This window comes from Streptomyces nigra (genome assembly GCF_003074055.1).
GTDB lineage: Bacteria > Actinomycetota > Actinomycetes > Streptomycetales > Streptomycetaceae > Streptomyces > Streptomyces nigra.
The window spans coordinates 2413527-2431137 of sequence record NZ_CP029043.1; the positions used below are offsets into that span (position 1 = coordinate 2413527).

The window sequence follows — 17611 nt, forward strand, 5'->3', positions numbered from 1 at the left end:
ACGCGAATAGCGGTGGATATCACGGAGAACCTGCTCAGGGAGAGGGGCCGGTCTGAAGAGGGAAGGACTCAGGCCCCTGTGAATTCTTCGTGAACAAAGAATCGCAGAGGCCTGAATTCATAAGGCTATTGAAGGGTGATTATGCCACGCCGTCCTGGCGGTCCAGGACACTGGCCAGCGCCTGCTCGAAGCCGGACGCCTTGCCGGCCGCCGCCGTCGGGTCCTGCTGGCGGACGTCGATGACGTGCCCGGTCAGCTCGGAGAGCAGCACGTCGAGCGACGTGCGGGCGACGGCCTCGGAGGAGAGCAGCGAGCCCGCGGGCTCCTGGCCGAAGGCCTTGGTGCGCATCGGCGTCGCGGTCCGCTCGGGGTTGATGCAGTTCACGCGGATGCCGTCGCCGGCCCACTCGTCGGACAGCGCCTGGGTGAGGTTCACCATGGCGGCCTTGGTGGAGGAGTAGAGGCTGTACTCGGCGCGGCCGCGGGTGTAGCTGCTGGAGGTGTAGAGGAGCAGCTGACCCTTGGTCTCGGACAGGTACTTGTACGAGGAGCGGGCGATCTGCACCGGCGCCAGGTAGTTGACCTTCAGCGCCTCCTCGATGGTGGCGTTGTCGGTCTCGGCGAGCTTGCCTATGCGCAGCACACCGGCGGTGTTGACGACGTAGTCGATGCGGCCGGTCTCGCCGTACGCCTTGGACAGCGCGTCGTCGACCTCCTCCGGGTTCTCCACGTGGGTGCCGGTGGTGGAGCGGCCGAGCGCGTAGACGTTCGCGCCGTAGGACTCGGCGAGTTCGGCGATGTCCTTGCCGATGCCGTACGAGCCGCCGAAGACGACGATCGTCTTGCCGGTGAGGAGCTCGCGGTAGGCCTCCTCGCTCACCTGCTCGGGAGCGGCGGTGGAGGCCAGCTGGAAGAGCTTGTCGGCGATGAAGACGTCGACGGGCTGCGTGACCTTCATGTTGTACTCGTCACCCGCGACGACCTGGATCGGCACGTCCGGCAGGTACTTGAGCACGACGGAGCAGTCGTCGGTGGCCTGGAAGTTGGGGTCCTCGGCGGCGACCTCGTAGGCGCGCTTGATCGTGGACAGCTTGAAGGCCTGCGGGGTCTGGCCGCGGCGCAGGCGGGAGCGGTCCGGGATCTCGGTGATGAACTCGCCGTCCTCACCGTGCGTGCGCGTGACGATGATGGTGTCCGCGGACGGGATGGCGACGTCGACGGCCTGGAAGCGCTCCAGAGCGACGACGCAGTCGTCGATGACGCGCTGCGAGAGCAGGGGGCGCACGGCGTCGTGGAAGAGGACGTTGCGGTCTTCGCCCTCGGCCAGGCCCTCGCCGAGGGCCTGGATGGCGCGCTCGGTGGTCTCGTTGCGGGTCGCGCCGCCCTCGATGATCTTCTTGACCTTCGTGAACCCGGCCTTGGCGACGATCTTCTCGATGTCCGGGACGTATCCGGGTGCCATCAGCACGATGACGTCGTCGATCGAGTCGGCCTTCTCGAAGGTGGTCAGGGTGTGCTCGATGACGGCCTTGCCGGCGATCTTCAGCAGCTGCTTGGGGATCGACAGACCCACGCGCTGACCGGTTCCACCGGCCAGGATCACTGCGGTGGTACGGGGCTTGGCTATGTGCTGGGACACAGGTGACCTACCTTGTGGCGACTGGGAACTTCGAAATGGTCCCACTTGGGGTTACCGCAGTGCAAGGTGAGCGTCCTCGGCCGCATATGTGCGCGCAACCTGTCATTCACCTTGTACCCATGGCCCTTGCCGAGAGGCACTCCGAAGGTCCCTGGAATTGCTGTGAGTAACGGCACAGGCTCACCGCGGCCCTGGCGCGGGCGCTTCGGGCCGTGATGTCCGGGCGTTCCCACGGGATCCCTGGACGATGTCCCCCGAACCGTACGCGACGTGGCGGCCGCGGTGTACCGCGGCCGCCACGTCCGGGGGCGTCTCTTCGCTTTCGTACGGAATGCTCCGCCTCACCCGTCGCCCCGGCCGCTCAATTCACCGCCGGCCCGCAATGGGGAATTCCGCATCAAGGTTTCGCAGCGATCCGGTTCCAGTGCGGTGACCCCGGAGCCGCTTCGACTCCGGGGCCACCGCCGGGTGTTACCTGGGTCACACCATCTCGACGCCGGGCCGGCCCGCCTCGACCCGCAGCCGGGCCAGCGTGCTCGCGGTCGCCGTGGGCCGGCGGACGGTGTCCACGATCCGCACCCGGGCGTCGATGCCGTCGTGGCGGATGTCGAAGAGGTGGTAGCCGCGGTGGGCGTCGAGCAGCTTCCAGTGCGGGTTGTCCGGCATCCGCGGGTCCCACTCCCGGTGGAAGGCGTCCTGGTCCTGGTCGCCGTTGCTGGAGACGGACGTGCCGACGAACTCGGCGCCGACCACGTCGGATCGCGGGTCGGCGAAGTCCTCCTTCAGGTCGCTGACCATCGTGAGGTGCCGGTCGCCGGACAGCACGACGGGGTTGCGGACGTGCCTCAGCTCCTCCAGCAGAGCGTTGCGTTCGGCCTGGTAGCCGTCCCAGGCGTCGTAGTACCAGAGCTTGCCCTCGCCGACCTGGAGGTCGGTCTCCGCCATCATGATCTGCGAGCCGATGAGGTTCCAGCGGGCCGGCGAGTGGCGCAGCCCGTCGAGCAGCCACCGCTTCTGCCCGGCGCCGAGCATGGTGCGCGCCACGTCCTGGGCGCCCTCCTGCGTGGTGGCCTGGTCGCTGCGGTACTGGCGGGTGTCCAGCACGCTGAGCCGCGCGAGGCGACCGAACTCCAGACGGCGGTGCATCCGGATGCGCGGGCCGTCGGGGACGGCGCTCGCCCGGACCGGCATGTGCTCGTAGTACGCCTGGTAGCCGGCCGTCAGCCGGGCCACGAACGCGTCGTGCGGCTGCTTGTCCGGGTCCTGCGGGATCTCGCCGGCGAAGTCGTTGTCGATCTCGTGGTCGTCGAAGGTGACGATCCAGGGCGCTGCCGCGTGCATCGCCGCGAGGTCGGGGTCGGTGCGGTACTGCGCGTACCGGTTGCGGTACTGGTCGAGGGTGTACGGCTCACCGCTGCCCTCGTGCCGCCGCACCCCGGTGGACGACGGCGTCGACTCGTAGATGTAGTCGCCGACGAACAGGACGACGTCGGGGTCCTGGGCCGCCATGTCGGCGTACGGCGTGAAGTAGCCGTGCTGCCAGTTCTGGCAGGAGGCCAGGGCCATGCGCAGCCGGCCGCCGGAGCTCGCGGGGTGCGGGGCGGTGCGCGTGCGGCCGGTGGGCGAGAGCTGCCCGCCCGCGCGGAAGCGGTACCAGTACGTCCGGCCGGGGCGCAGACCGCGGACGTCGACGTGGACGCTGTGGCCCAGCTCGGGCCGGGCCTGGGCGGTGCCCCGGCGCACCGGCTTGCGGAACCGCTCGTCGTCGGCGATCTCCCAGGCGACGGGGACGGCCCGGCCGGGCATCCCGCCGCCGTTCAGCGGGTCGGGGGCGAGCCGCGTCCACAGCACGACGCCGTCGGGCAGCGGGTCGCCCGAGGCGACGCCGAGGCTGAACACCCCGTCCGGCAGCGGCTTCTCGGTGGCACGGGCGGCCGCGGGCAGCCACAGCTGCGCGGAGGCCGCCGCGCCGAGCATCGCGGCACCCGCGGTGAGCACTCGGCGCCGGTCGGGCGACGTGGATCCGGACACACCGGTCATCGGTGAACTCCCCTGCCTCGCTTGCTCCGTGGACACTTCGGATGCTCGCGCTCCCGGGCGGACCCGGCGCTGAACAGTGAGCTTCGCGTGCATGACAAATGGGGAGACATCAGTGGATCCGTCACGGCACGGCGGTGCGCTCCGGCGCGTCGGTGGGGTGCGCCGGTGCTCGCGCCGCGACGGGCCCGGTCTTCGGCCGGTGGCCGGGCCGCCCGGATCAGTCGTCGAAGTTGGCCGCCAGCCTCGCCTTCGCGGCGACCGTGCCGAGGGTCCCGGCGCCGAAGGTGGACGAGCCGGTCGGGGTGATCCCGGACGCCGAGGAGGGGAAGACCCACACCGACCCGGCGTTCTCGTTCTCGCCGGGCGCACCGACGACGAGTTCGGCACGTCCGTCGCCGTCACCGTCGACGAGATGCGTGGCGCCGCCGAACACGTCGTTCGTCTCCGCCGCGCCCGGCACCCCGGCGGTGTCCTGGTTGACGCCCTGCGCCCCGGTCCCGGTCAGACCATTCCGGGCGCCGCGCAGGACCACGGTCCCGCCGGCGTTGCCCAGCCCGTCGAAGTCCTCGCCGGGCACGCCCACGGAGACGTCCGCGTAGCCGTCGCCGTTCACATCGGCCACCGTCACATCGGTGCCGAACCCGTCGCCGCGCTCGGCGGCACCCGGCACCCCGGCGCTGTCCTGGTTGACGTACATCGCCTTCGTGCCGACCGGGCCGTTCGCGGAGCCGGGGACGAACGCGACCCTGCCGCCCAGCGGGATCGGGGTGTCGAGGTCGCTGTCGTACCCGTCGACGGAGCGGCCCACGACGATGTCCTCGAACCCGTCGCCGTTCACATCGCCGACGTCGACGAACTCGCCGCCCTGCAGCTGCCGGCCGCGGGCGTCGCGCGGGACCGTGCCCTCGGCGAGGCCCTCCGGCGTGCCCTGCCAGTAGACGATGTGGCGGGCGTCGTACTCGTCGCCCTGGTTCAGGGTGCCGACGACGTCGTCCACGCCGTCGCCGTCCACATCGCCCGTCGCGAGGTCCAGGAACCGCGCGTCGGAGTCGTCCCGGACGACCTCCTCGCCGCCCCGCCCGGCGCCGTCCCGGCCGAACGGCCCCCGGATCACCCGCAGATCGGCGCTGCCCTGCACGGCGACCAGGTCAGCGGCACCGTCGCCGTCCACATCGCCGACGGCGAGCCTGCCGCGGTCGCTCAGCCGGTCGTACGTGTCCTGCCCGTACGCCAGCGGCGCCCCGCCGGACAGCCCGTCCGCCCCGCCCCACACGACCTGGAGGAGTCCGGTCTCGGCGCCGCCCTCGACGGAATCCTCGCCGGTGACGCCGACGACCAGGTCGGTGTGGCCGTCGCCGTCGAGGTCGGCGGTGCTCACCGCGCTGCCGAAGTGGTCACCCGTCTCGGCGGAGTCGGTGACACCGGGCGTGTTCTGGCTGACGACCTGCTTCGACGCGGGCCTCAGACCGGTCGCCGAGCCGTAGACGACGGCCACGTACCCGGCGCCGGTCTTGCCGTCGACGGTCGCGTCGGGCGCGGCCACCGCGAGATCCGCGTAGCCGTCACCGTTGAAGTCGGCCCTGATCCCGGCGCCGGCCGAGGCGTCGCCGCCGGCCGCCGCGTGGGCCACGGGAAGAGTGACGGCGCCCGTGGCGGCCGCCACGACCGCGAGGGCCACCCGCCATGCCCGTCCGTGCCTGCGCATCTCGGTCTCCAGTTCTGTGCGTGGGGGGAGGTGGGAAGGCCGTCAGTCGGAGACGGCGGCGCCGAAGCGGGCCTTGCTCGCGGTGAAGCCCATCGTGGTGGGCCCGAACGAGAAGGAGCCGGTGGCGGTGATGCCGGTCGACGTCGTCGAGAAGACCCACACGGAGCCGTCGGTGGCGTTCTCGTCCGGGTCGCCCACGACGAGCCCGTCCTTCTTGTCGCCGTCGGCGTCGACCAGCGCGGTCGCCGCCCCGAACTTGTCACCCTTCTCGGCGGTGCCGGGCACCTTGGCGGTGCTCTGCGTGAACGCCTTGCTGCCGGTGCCGGTCAGACCGGACGCCCCGCCCCGCAGCACGAGCACGGCACCCGCGTCGGCGACGGTGTCGAGGTCCTCGCCGGGCAGGCCGGTCGCCACATCGAGGTAGCCGTCGCCGTTGGTGTCGCCGAGGGACAGCCCGGTGCCCATGCCGTCGCCCTTCTCGGCCGCGCCCGGCACCCCGGCGGTGTCCTGGTTGATCCACACCGGCGTGCGGGTGGTGGAGACGCCGTTCGGGCCGCCGTAGACGACGGCGACGGCGCCGCCCCTGGTGGGCAGTTGGGTGGTGCTCTCCGCCGAGTGGCCGATGACGATGTCGCCGTGGCCGTCCTTGTTCAGGTCGCCGATCGCGGCGTCGTCACCGGGGACGACACGGCCCTGCGCGTCCTTGAGGAGGCCCTTGCGGGTGAAGCCGCCGGTGCCGCCGAGGAGCAGTTCGACCCCGCGGCTGCCGTCGGCCTTCGTGGTGCGCACGGCGAGGTCGGCGGCGCCGTCGCCGTCGACGTCCCCGGCGCTGAGCGACTGGTAGCTCTGGGACTTGCCCGCGATCGTGAAGTAGTCCTTCTTGGCGGGGTGCCCCTCACGGTCGAACGGGCCGTGGAACACGGTGCCGTCGCCATTGGTCTTCTCCGGGGCCGCGCTCAGCCAGTCGTCGTCGGTGAGCGTCACGATGTCCGGGTGCTGGTCGCCGTCGACGTCGGCCACCGTGAACAGCCCGGTGGTGGCGGACTTCAGCGGCGTCCAGACGATCGTGGTCGGCTGGTCCGACAGCCCGCTCGGGCCGCCCCAGTTGACCTGGACCGTGTGCCCGTTGTCGATGTCGACCTTGTAGTCCTGGATCACCGAGACCAGGTCGGCGTAGCCGTCCCCGTCGAGGTCCCCGCTCTCCAGTTGGCTGCCGTACAGGCCGCGCCAGCCCTCCGGGTCCTTGACGCCCGGGCCCTTGAGCACCTGCTTGCGGGAGGTCGCCAGTCCGCTCGCGGAGCCGTAGAGCACGCTGACCGACCCGGCGCGCTCCTGGGTGTTCACCGTGGTGCCGGGCGCGCCGATCGCCACGTCGGCGAACCCGTCCCCGTTGAAGTCGTCGTGCAGCCGCTCGGCGCCGGCCTTTGCGGTGACCGCGGACTCCGTGGCGGCGTTCACGGCGGGGACGGCGATCGCCCCGGCGACGAGCACGACACCGGTGGCGAGCCCCAGACGTCTGCGACGCGAGATCGGGGTACGGCGGTGGGAACGCGAAGGCACGGCAACTCCGTTGATCCGAACGGTGGTCGAAGCCCGGCGAGGTTCAAGATCCCGCGCGGGCCGCCCAGTACGACTCAGCGGGGCACCCGGGGGTTGCCCTCGGAAACCCCATGAGTTTCCCGGCGGTTCACCGATCGAGCCACGGCGTCCGGCCGGTGGGCGCGGACACGACGACGCCGGGACCACCCGTGGTGGCCCCGGCGTCGCTCACACCGTGTCGCTGTGGCGTCTGTCAGAACGGCTTGAAGTCGTCGAACTCCTGCGCCGCCTCGTCCCGCTCGGCCTGCCGGTCCCGCCGACGCTGCGCGGCCGGACGCGGCTCCTCCAGACGGTGGTCCTCGCCACGGCGGCCCAGCATCTCCGCGCCGGCCATCACCGTCGGCTCCCAGTCGAAGACGACCGCGTTGTCCTCGGGGCCGATCGCGACACCGTCGCCGGAGCGGGCGCCCGCCTTCATCAGTTCCTCCTCCACCCCGAGGCGGTTGAGGCGGTCCGCGAGATAGCCCACGGCCTCGTCGTTGTTGAAGTCGGTCTGCCGCACCCAGCGCTCCGGCTTCTCGCCGCGCACCCGGTACAGCCCGTCCTCCTCGCGGACGACGGTGAAGCCCGCGTCGTCCACGGCCTTGGGCCGGATGACGATCCGCGTCGCCTCCTCCTTCGGCTTCGCGGCGCGCGCCCGGCCGACGAGGTCGGCGAGCGCGAAGGACAGCTCCTTGAGACCGATGTGGGCGACGGCGGACACCTCGAAGACCTTGTAGCCGCGGGCCTCCAGGTCCGGCCGGACCATCTCGGCGAGGTCCTTGCCGTCCGGTACGTCGATCTTGTTGAGGACGACGATCCGCGGACGGTTGTCGAGGCCGCCGTACTCGCGCAGCTCCGCCTCGATGATGTCCAGGTCGGAGACGGGGTCTCGGTCGGACTCCAGCGTCGCGGTGTCCAGGACGTGCACGAGCACGCTGCACCGCTCGACGTGGCGCAGGAACTCAAGGCCCAGGCCCTTGCCCTGGCTGGCGCCCGGGATCAGACCGGGGACGTCGGCGATGGTGTAGACGGTCGAACCGGCCGTCACCACACCGAGGTTGGGCACCAGCGTGGTGAAGGGGTAGTCCGCGATCTTCGGCTTGGCGGCGCTCAGCACCGAGATCAGCGAGGACTTGCCCGCGCTCGGGTACCCGACCAGCGCCACGTCGGCGACGGTCTTCAGCTCCAGCACGATGTCCTGGAGGTCGCCGGGCTCACCGAGCAGCGCGAAGCCGGGCGCCTTGCGGCGGGCCGAGGCCAGCGCGGCGTTGCCGAGGCCGCCCCGGCCGCCCTGCGCGGCGACGAAGGACGTGCCGTGCCCGACCAGGTCGGCCAGGACGTTGCCGGCCTTGTCCAGCACGACCGTGCCGTCCGGCACCGGCAGGATCAGGTCCTGGCCGTCCTTGCCGGAGCGGTTGCCGCCCTCGCCGGGCTTGCCGTTGGTGGCCTTGCGGTGCGGCGAGTGGTGGTAGTCGAGCAGCGTGGTGACCGACTGGTCGACGGTGAGGATCACGTCCCCGCCGCGTCCGCCGTTGCCGCCGTCGGGTCCGCCGAGCGGCTTGAACTTCTCACGGTGGACGGAGGCACAGCCGTGGCCTCCGTTACCCGCGGCGACATGCAGTTCGACGCGGTCCACGAAGGTGGTCATGGTCAGTGCCTCCAGAAAGTACGGGATGTCTCTTCGATAACACGCGAAAGGCGGACCCGCCTTCCCGACCGGGAAGTGAGGTCCGCCTCGCGCATCGTACGGTCGACGCCCTGCGAGCAGGGCGGTGAGTCAGAAGGACTCAGGCGACCGGGACGATGTTGACGACCTTGCGGCCACGGCTGGAGCCGAACTCCACCGCACCGGCCTGCAGCGCGAACAGCGTGTCGTCGCCGCCACGGCCGACGCCCGCACCGGGGTGGAAGTGGGTGCCGCGCTGGCGGACCAGGATCTCACCCGCGTTGACGACCTGACCGCCGAAGCGCTTCACGCCGAGCCGCTGGGCGTTCGAGTCGCGACCGTTCCGGGTGGACGATGCGCCCTTCTTGTGTGCCATGTCTCCTCAGTCCCTTACTTCGCAGCCGTGGGGATCTCAGTGACCTTGATCGCCGTGTACTGCTGGCGGTGGCCCTGACGACGGCGGTAGCCGGTCTTGTTCTTGTAGCGCAGAATGTCGATCTTCTGCCCCTTGTGGTGGTCCACGACCTCGGCCTGGACCTTGATGCCGGCCAGCACCCACGGGTCGCTGGTCACAGCGTCGCCGTCGACAACGAGCAGGGTCGAGAGCTCGACCGTGTCGCCAACCTTGGCGGTGGAAATCTTGTCAACCTCAACGATGTCGCCGACTGCAACCTTGTGCTGGCGACCACCGCTGCGCACGATGGCGTACACGCGGATCTCACTCTCTCGCTCGGGAACGGCACCCCCGCAGTCCAGCCGCCCGGCACGCGGACAGCCTCTCCGAAGCACCCGGTGCGTCGGAGGACGAGGTTTACGGGGATGTGGCGCGTCCTATATCCACGGACACACCGAGGGTCAAGGTTACGGGGCCGTTGGCAAGGGGGTCAAACCGGGCCGGGCCCCGAACGAGTGCGGCCGGTCACAGGACCGGCCGCACGTCGTGTCACACGGGACGTGTCACTCGTCGGTGGTGGCGGTGACCGTGGTCTTCTTCGCCGTCGACTTGGCCGCGGCCGTCTTGGCGGTCGTCTTGGCCGCCTTCTTGGCCGTGGTCTTCTTCGCCACCGTCTTCTTGGCCGCCGTCTTCTTGGTGGCGGCCTTCTTCGCGGTGGCCTTCTTGGCCGTCTTGCGCGCCGTCTTCTTGGCCGGAGCGGCCCCCTCGGCGCCCTCCTCGGCCGCGGCCTCCGCCTCGGCGGCGGGGACGACCACGACGGCCGCCTCCTCCGACGCGGTCGGCGCGGTGGCCTTGCGCACCGCACGGCGGCGCGGGCGGGCCGGGGCGGCGCTCTCCGCGGCCGGCTCGGCGGGCGCCTCGGCCTGCTCGGCCGGGGCCTCGGCGACGACCGCCTCGGCGGCCGGCTCCACGACGGGCTCCGGCGCGGTCTCGGCGACCGTCACCACGGCGGCCTCGGCCCCCGCGGGCGAACCGGCGGGCGCGGACACCTTGCGGGTGGCGCGACGCCGTGTACGGCCCTTGGGCGCGGCCTCCTCGGCGGGAGCCGCGGGCTCCTCGACGACGGGCGCGGACGGCACGACCGCGTCCTCCACGGCCGCCGGCTCGGCGGTCGCCTCGGCGGCCGGCTCCGGCTGGACCGGACGGGCGATCTCCTCTGCGACCGTCACGTTCTGAGCGGTGGGAACCGCCTCGGCCTTGCGCGGCGCACCGGCCGGGGCCGACGCGCGCCGGCCACCGCGACGCCGGGAGCGACCGCTGCGCGCGGCGGCCTCCGCCTCGGCGACGCTGCTGTACAGCTCCTCGTCGGGCGCGAACGCGGGCTCCGCGAGCGCGGTGGGCTCGGCGACCTCGGCGGCGACCTCGGCCTCCGACTCCGCCTCCTCCTCGGCCGTCTCGACCGGCTCGGTGGCGACGGACGCCTCGTGCACATGCTCGGGACCGGCACCGGCCCGCGCGCGCTTCTTGCGCTTGCCGCCACCTCCGCCACCGGCGGACGTGGGCTGCTCCATGTGCACGATGACACCGCGGCCGTTGCAGTGGACACAGGTCTCGGAGAAGGACTCCAGCAGGCCCTGGCCGACCCGCTTACGGGTCATCTGGACCAGGCCCAGCGAGGTGACCTCGGCGACCTGGTGCTTCGTACGGTCCCGGCCCAGGCACTCGAGGAGGCGCCGCAGCACCAGGTCCCGGTTGGACTCCAGCACCATGTCGATGAAGTCGATGACGATGATGCCGCCGAGGTCGCGCAGCCGCAGCTGGCGCACGATCTCCTCGGCCGCCTCCAGGTTGTTCCGGGTGACGGTCTCCTCGAGGTTGCCGCCCTGGCCCGTGAACTTGCCGGTGTTGACGTCGACGACGACCATCGCCTCGGTCCGGTCGATGACCAGCGAACCGCCGCTGGGCAGCCAGACCTTGCGGTCCAGCGCCTTGGCGAGCTGCTCGTCGATCCGGTACGTGGCGAAGACGTCGACCTCGCTGGTCCACCTCTGGAGCCGCTCGGCGAGGTCGGGCGCCACGTGCGAGACATAGCCGTGGATGGTCTCCCACGCCTCGTCACCGCTGACGACGACCTTGGAGAAGTCCTCGTTGAAGATGTCGCGGACGACCCGGACGGTCATGTCCGGCTCGCCGTAGAGCAGCGTCGGCGCGTTGCCGCTCTTCGCCTTCTTCCGGATCTCCTCCCACTGCCCCTGGAGCCGTTCGACGTCGCGGCGCAGCTCGTCCTCGCTCGCGCCCTCGGCGGCGGTGCGCACGATGACGCCCGCGTCCTCGGGGACGATCTTCTTGAGGATGGTCTTCAGCCGGGCACGCTCGGTGTCGGGCAGCTTGCGGCTGATGCCGGTCATCGAGCCCTCGGGCACGTACACGAGGTAGCGGCCCGGCAGGGAGACCTGGCTGGTCAGACGCGCGCCCTTGTGCCCGATCGGGTCCTTGGTGACCTGGACGAGCACGGACTGGCCGGACTTCAGGGCGGACTCGATACGGCGCGGCCCGTTGGCCATGCCGAGCGCCTCGAAGTTGACCTCACCGGCGTAGAGCACGGCGTTGCGGCCCTTGCCGATGTCGATGAAGGCGGCCTCCATCGACGGCAGCACGTTCTGGACCTTGCCCAGGTAGACGTTGCCGACGTACGACGTCGACTGCTCCTTGTTGACGTAGTGCTCGACGAGCACGTTGTCCTCGAGGACGCCGATCTGGGTGCGGTCGCCGTGCTGGCGGACCACCATCACGCGCTCGACGGCCTCGCGGCGGGCCAGGAACTCGGCCTCGGTGATGATCGGGACGCGACGGCGGCCCTGCTCGCGGCCCTCGCGGCGGCGCTGCTTCTTGGCCTCCAGACGCGTGGAGCCCTTGATGGACTGCACCTCGTCGGACGGCTCGGACTTCGGGCGGGGCTCGCGGACCTTGACGACGGTGCGCTCGGGGTCGCCGTCGCCCGGCTCGGCGTCCACGGAGCTGTCACCGGCGCGGCGGCGCCTGCGACGGCGCCGGCGGCTGCTGCTGGAGCCGGAGCCACTGGAGTCGTCGTGCGCCTCCTCGGCGTCCTCCTCCTCCTGCTCGGCGGTGTCCTCGGCGTCCTGCTCGGCCTGCGCGGCGGCGGTGTCCTCGCTGTCGCTCTCGCCCTCGGCGTCCTGCTCGCCGGAGTCACCGCGACGGCGGCGGCGGCCACCGCGGCGGCGGCGCCGACGCGACCCGGTCTCCTCGGACTCGTCGCCGTCGGCGGAGTCCTCGGCACCGTCCTCGGTCTCGTCGGACTCGTCCTCGGCGGCCGGCTCGACGGCGGCCTGCGGTTCGGGGTCCTCGCCACGGCGGCGGCGCCGGCGGCGCGGGGCGACGGGCTGCTCCTCGCGGAGCTCCTCGTCGTCCTCGGTCACCGCCTCCGCTGCGGCCTCGGCGGCGGCGCGCTGCGGCGTCTGGAACTGCGGCTCGGTGAAGACGGGCGCCTGGAAGACGGCCACGGCGGGCCGCGACGGACGCGGCGCCTCGTCGGCGGCCGCACCGGAGGCGGACCGCGCGGGCTCGGCGAAGCCGGTGGCGGCACGCCGGACGGCGCGGCGCCGGCGGCGCGGAGCGGCGTCGTCCTCGGCGGCGGCAGCGGTCGCGGCGGGGCTCTCGGTCTCGACACCCTCGGTCACCGGGGTCTCGGCGGTCACCGGCGTCCCGGCGGTCTCCTCGGGAGCGGCCTCGACGGTCTCCGCGGCGGCCTCCTCGACGGCGGCCGGCGCGGCCGTACGACGGGTGGCGCGACGACGCGTACGACGCGGGGCGGCCTCCTCGGCCTCGGCGCTCTCCGTGGATGCCTCAGCCTGCGCGGGTTCCTCGGCGGTCACCGGCTCCTCGTCGGCCGGGGCGGCCTGCACGGCCTCCGGCGCGGCGGCGGTTCGGGTGGCGCGGCGGCGCGTACGGCGCGGGGCGGGCTCGGGGGTCTCCTCGACGGCGGCGGCCTCGTGGTCCATGGCGTCGCCCTCGGCGGTCTCGGTGGCCTCGGCGTCCTGCGCCGGAGCGGGGGCCGCGGCAGGTGCGGTCACCCGGCGGGTGGCACGGCGCCGGGCGCGCGGCGGGGCCGGCTCCTCGGACACCTCAGGCACCTCGGACGCCTCGGCGGCGGCCTGGGCGGGCTCCTCGGCGACCGGCTCGGCGGCCGTCACGGGCACCACGGTCTCGGCCGCCGCCTCGGCCGCGGGCGCACCGGCGGGTGCCGACGCACGGCGCACGGCACGGCGGCGCGTGCGGGCCGGAGGCGCGGGCTCCGGGGTCTCCTCGACCTCGGCGGCCTCTTCGGCCTCGGCGGTCTCCGCCTCGAGGTCGGCCTGCTCCTGATCGAGCTTCTCTACGTCAGCGGGCGGTATGGCCGGCTCGACCACCTCCGCGGGCTGCGTCTCGGTGGCGGCGGGCGGTCCCGCCGGCCGGGAAGCGGCACGGCGCCGACGACGCGGCGGCAGGGTGTCGCTCGGTGTGTTCAGTTCGGAGCCCGTTGAGGACTCTGTGGCTTCGGTCGGTTCGAGCATGCGGGCGTTTCTCCCGTCAGGCTCCCGGGCGCCGCGCCTGGTCCGGTGGTGTGCCGGTGACGTCCGCGGGTCGCGCGATACGCGACAACCGCCGTCCGGGGCGCGGGCGCCGCACGGGAGCTCTCTGTGTCCTGTCTCGCCGGTTCCGTACGCCTCATGCGCACGGCCTGGCGAAAGTCTTCTGGTCGGTGCGCTGCCCGACCCAGGTGGCTCCCGAGTACGAGGGCGGCGCTTCGACGTCCGTCCCTACGGAACTTCCTTACGCCGACGCCGTCGCGGCGGCAGCGGTCCCGGCCTCGGTTGGGGCCGTCGCTGCCTCGCGGTCGGGCGCGAGCGGGTCGGTCACCGTGCCGGTCTCTTCATCGAACAGCCCCTGCGCCAGCCTGGTCACCGCTGCGGGGACCGGCGGCGCCAGGTCGGCCACGGCGCGGAGACCGGACAGGACGTCGTCGGGTCGTACGGCAGGCGTCACGTGCCGAACAACCAGCCGCAGTATCGCACAGGGCCGGTCCGTCGGCCTATCAGCCTGCGAACTGTGTGTTTCCGGATTCTGGACGCTCTCGAGATGGGCGACCGCGGGACGGGCGTCGAAAGTGCGTACGCCGTTCTTGGTCATGCGCTGGACCTCGACGGTCTCGGCGGCCTGGAACGCGGCGACCGCTCGCACGGCCTCGGCCGGCTCCACCCCGTCGAGACGCAGCTCCCAGACGGACGCCGTGAGCCGGTCGGCGAGCCCGGAGGTCCGGGCCTCGACCGCGTCCACGACATCGAGCCCGGCGGGCAGCGACTCGTCGAGCAGCGCCCTGAGCTGCTGCGGATCCCGCGTCTCGGTGAGCGCGATCTCCAGATACTCCGCCTCACTGCCCGTGCCGGTGGGTGCGGCATTGGCATACGACACCTTCGGATGCGGCGTGAACCCCGCCGAGTACGCCATCGGCACCTCGGCACGGCGCAGCGCACGCTCGAAGGCGCGCTGGAAGTCACGGTGGCTGGTGAACCGGAGGCGGCCGCGCTTGGTGTAACGCAGTCGGATGCGCTGCACCGCGGGTGCGGGCGGCGGGCCTTCGGGCTGTCGCTTGCCCAGTGTCGTTCAGTCCTTCGTGAGAGCGGTCGTACTGCTACCAAGAGTACGTGTCTCGCGGCCCGGAGGTTCCCGCCGGGCCACCACCTCGCGCTGCTTCGGCTCTCCGAAGAGCATCCGGCGCATGTCGGCGCGGGCCTGCCGGGCGGACTCCCGGACCGACGCCAGGGCCTGCCGGGTGGCCCGCCCCACAGCGCGCGCGGCCTCGGCGGCGGGCCGCAGGACGACGTCCCGTACGACGTGTCCGACCGGCGTGAGCACGGTCCGGTACACCCAGCGCACCGGCTCCACGAAGATCCACCGGAAGAGGGTCCCGAGAAAGCGCCCGACCGCGCGCGAGATGTGCCCCGCGATCCGCCAGGCGTGCCCGATGGCGTCCCCGACCTCCCGTCCGACGACGGCGAGCACCCGCCCGACCGGCGTCAGCACCCAGCGCCACAGTCCCACCGCAGGCAGCACGAACAGAACCCGGAAGATCCAGTACAGACCGACCCCGATGCCGGTGGCGACGGCCTGCACGGTCCAGGCGATCGCACGTCCGACGGGCGCGAGGACCCATGTGTACAGCCACACGGCAGGTACGACGAAGAGGTACCGCCCCAGCCAGGCCAGCGCCCCGAGGACACCGATCCCGGCCGCCGCGAGAACCGCGCCGATCCCCCGCAGCACCCACATGACCGCCCGCCAGAAGGGCGCGAGCACGCGCGTGTAGAGCCACACCAGACCGGCCGCCATCCCCCGGCCCACCCACGCGCACGCGTGCCCGAGCGGAGTGAGCACGTACCGGTACAGCCAGACGAGGGGGACGACGACCAGGACGTTCCCCAGCCAGGCGAGACCCCGGCCGAGGGGCACGAGGACGTACCGCCACAGGGCGACGAACGGCCAGACGAACAGGGCCCGCCCCAGGGGGCGCAGCACGGCGTCCCACAGGACGCGCCCGGCGACGACGAGCGCGTCCCACACCATCCGCACCGGCACGACCAGCAGAAGGACGACGATGCGCACGGGTATGCGGATCGCGACCACCAGGCACCCTTCGGGCTCCTGGCGCGGCGGCGGCGCTTTCTCCAGATCCATACCGGCGTAGACGCGGCGGTGGCCTGGACGGATGCACTTTCGCGCCGACGATCTGCGTCAGTAGGAGGCGGTCCGGTCGAAGTCGGTGATGTTGAGCCTGACGCCCTGAGCGGTCTTGAGCGTCGTGAAGGTCTCGCCCTTGGCGGTCTGACCGGGCTGGACCGCCGTCTCGATCTCGGTCCCGTTGTCCAGCCGTGTGCCGTCGGAGCCGACGGCCTCCCACTCCCACGAGTAGTCCGACTTCCCGCTGCTGTTGTTACGGATCGTCCAGGTGAGCCAGATGTCGTTGATCCCGGCCTGCGAACGGTCGTCGACCTGGAAGCTGGTGAGATCGTCCCGCTCGCTCTTGCCCTTGCGGGTCTCCCCCTGAGGCGTCGTCGCGGTGGGCGCGGACGTCGTGGAGTCATCGCCGTCGTCCCCCGCCACCACGGCCACGGCGACTCCGATGGCGACCACCACGACCAATGCCCCCGCGCATCCCCACAGACAGCCGCGGCTACGACGCCTCTTCTGCGGCGGCCCGGACGGCGGCGGCCACCCGGCGGGAGGCGGCGGGCCGTTGCCGCGCTCACCCCACTGGGGGCCACCCGCCCCGCTTCCGCGATCACCCCACTGAGGACCACCCGCGGGCGGCTGGTTCGCCAGCATCTGCACCACCTCCTCGACGGCTGTTGCCAAGCTAGGAAGCGGCGGTCACCACGGCGAACGGAGCGCGGCCAGTCAGGCGACGGCCGGGCGCCGATGTCAGTGCTGGTCGGTAGGGTGCGCGCAACGAGTGGGAGGGGGACCCATGGGGTTCTCGGGGCATCTGGTCTTCGCGCGCAGCAGCGGTCCACTGCGGGAGAGCCCTCTGTTCGAGGGCGTCGAGGACATCGTCGAACCGGAGGGGCGGCGCCCCGGCGGCTGGCAGACCGTGCAGCTCCGGCAGGGCACCTGGAACGCCGAACGCCTCCCCGCCCTCGTCGACCGGTCCGGCGCCCCCGCCTGCGTCGCCGACGTCTCCGACAGCGACCTGGCCCTGGTCACCGGGCTGGACACCACCGGCCGGAGCTGGCAGGCGTGGCTCAACCTGGACGCCGTCGCCCGGCTGCTCGTGGAGGAGCCCGACGACGTGGACGACCCGATCACCTGGCTCTACACACCGGCGTTCCACGAGGCGGTCCGGCTCAAGCTCGCCGAACTCGACGAGGCCGTCCCGGAGGACGCCGAGGGCGCCCTCTCCTGGGCCAGAGCGGCCGGCGTCCACCCCACGGCCGACCGCTCCGCCATCGAACACCTGCTCCGCTCCCACGAGGTCTTCGCCGAGGACCTGTTCACGGCCCTCCTGAACCTCCTGGGCTTCCCGCCACCGATGCCCGCCTGACGGGCGCCTATGGGACGCCGGCGCCGGGTCCAGGCACCTCGTATCCGGCCGGGGCGAGCTTCATCACCAAATGCTCCAGCTGCCCGGGCACCACCGCGAGCCGGACGTCCCCGTGGGCGGAGGCGCACTCCACCACCAGGACTCGGTGGTGGAGCCGGTTCCTCTCACGCCCCTCGGCCATCCGGATCCGCACGATCCGCGCGTCCGACGGCAGCACGGGCCCCTCGGGGCGCGACGAAGGGCGTTCCCACGACCACGTCCCCGCCGCGATCACGAAGGACCCGCGCACCCAGCGATCGGACCCCGCCGGGCTGATCCGGCAGGGAATCGCGACGCGCCGCCCGTCGACGAGCCGAGCGCTCAGCCGTCCCTGCCGCCCGTTGAGGAAGGAGGCGGCGGCCCAGGCCCCGAAGAGGACACCGACCACCAACAACTGGACGCTTCGCATACCCACATCCAAACAGCGCGCACCCGGAAGATCCAGGGCTCCG

The 17611-nt window shown here is 72.3% G+C and carries 13 protein-coding genes; 1 reads left to right on the forward strand and 12 read right to left on the reverse strand.

The genetic code is table 11. The annotated features are described in order from the left end of the window. Positions 1–139 precede the first annotated feature (139 nt). The 11 genes from DC008_RS11175 to DC008_RS11225 all read right to left on the reverse strand — a co-directional run bounded on the left by DC008_RS11175 (position 140) and on the right by DC008_RS11225 (position 16216). Positions 140–1639, reverse strand: a complete 1500-nt coding sequence (locus DC008_RS11175) for a bifunctional cytidylyltransferase/SDR family oxidoreductase (RefSeq protein WP_108706844.1) — start codon at positions 1637–1639, stop codon at positions 140–142. A gap of 480 nt (positions 1640–2119) precedes the next feature. Next, entirely contained in the window at positions 2120–3679 is a 1560-nt protein-coding gene (locus DC008_RS11180; protein WP_208645846.1) for an alkaline phosphatase D family protein, read from the reverse strand. 217 nt (positions 3680–3896) lie between these two features. Beyond that, complete coding sequence (locus DC008_RS11185; RefSeq protein ID WP_108706845.1) at positions 3897–5384, reverse strand: FG-GAP-like repeat-containing protein; 1488 nt, start codon at positions 5382–5384, stop codon at positions 3897–3899. Between the two features lie 42 nt (positions 5385–5426). Further along, the gene (locus DC008_RS11190; RefSeq protein ID WP_164492290.1) at positions 5427–6944 is read right to left on the reverse strand and encodes an FG-GAP-like repeat-containing protein; all 1518 of its coding nucleotides are present in this window, start codon (positions 6942–6944) and stop codon (positions 5427–5429) included. Positions 6945–7176: 232 nt separating this feature from the next. Next, complete coding sequence (gene obgE / locus DC008_RS11195) at positions 7177–8613, reverse strand: GTPase ObgE (protein ID WP_108706847.1); 1437 nt, start codon at positions 8611–8613, stop codon at positions 7177–7179. A gap of 139 nt (positions 8614–8752) precedes the next feature. Next, a complete protein-coding gene (rpmA, locus tag DC008_RS11200; protein ID WP_055620927.1) occupies positions 8753–9007 on the reverse strand; it encodes a 50S ribosomal protein L27 in 255 nt (84 codons plus the stop codon). Positions 9008–9021: 14 nt separating this feature from the next. Next, the gene (gene rplU / locus DC008_RS11205) at positions 9022–9342 is read right to left on the reverse strand and encodes a 50S ribosomal protein L21 (RefSeq protein ID WP_003990208.1); all 321 of its coding nucleotides are present in this window, start codon (positions 9340–9342) and stop codon (positions 9022–9024) included. A gap of 246 nt (positions 9343–9588) precedes the next feature. After that, entirely contained in the window at positions 9589–13596 is a 4008-nt protein-coding gene (locus DC008_RS11210; RefSeq protein WP_108706848.1) for an Rne/Rng family ribonuclease, read from the reverse strand. Positions 13597–13855: 259 nt separating this feature from the next. Further along, complete coding sequence (locus DC008_RS11215; RefSeq protein ID WP_108706849.1) at positions 13856–14638, reverse strand: TIGR03936 family radical SAM-associated protein; 783 nt, start codon at positions 14636–14638, stop codon at positions 13856–13858. 48 nt (positions 14639–14686) lie between these two features. Further along, complete coding sequence (locus tag DC008_RS11220; RefSeq protein ID WP_108706850.1) at positions 14687–15757, reverse strand: phage tail tape measure protein; 1071 nt, start codon at positions 15755–15757, stop codon at positions 14687–14689. A 57-nt stretch (positions 15758–15814) separates the two neighbouring features. Beyond that, positions 15815–16216 carry a hypothetical protein gene (locus tag DC008_RS11225; RefSeq protein ID WP_244221344.1) on the reverse strand — a complete coding sequence of 134 codons (402 nt, stop codon included), beginning with the start codon at positions 16214–16216 and terminating at the stop codon, positions 15815–15817. A 331-nt stretch (positions 16217–16547) separates the two neighbouring features. Between DC008_RS11225 and DC008_RS11230 the strand changes: the two genes are divergently transcribed. Next, the gene (locus tag DC008_RS11230; protein ID WP_108706851.1) at positions 16548–17120 is read left to right on the forward strand and encodes a hypothetical protein; all 573 of its coding nucleotides are present in this window, start codon (positions 16548–16550) and stop codon (positions 17118–17120) included. Positions 17121–17127: 7 nt separating this feature from the next. Here DC008_RS11230 and DC008_RS11235 read toward each other — a convergent pair whose 3' ends face one another. After that, positions 17128–17568 carry a hypothetical protein gene (locus DC008_RS11235; RefSeq protein ID WP_108706852.1) on the reverse strand — a complete coding sequence of 147 codons (441 nt, stop codon included), beginning with the start codon at positions 17566–17568 and terminating at the stop codon, positions 17128–17130. Positions 17569–17611: the final 43 nt, after the last annotated feature.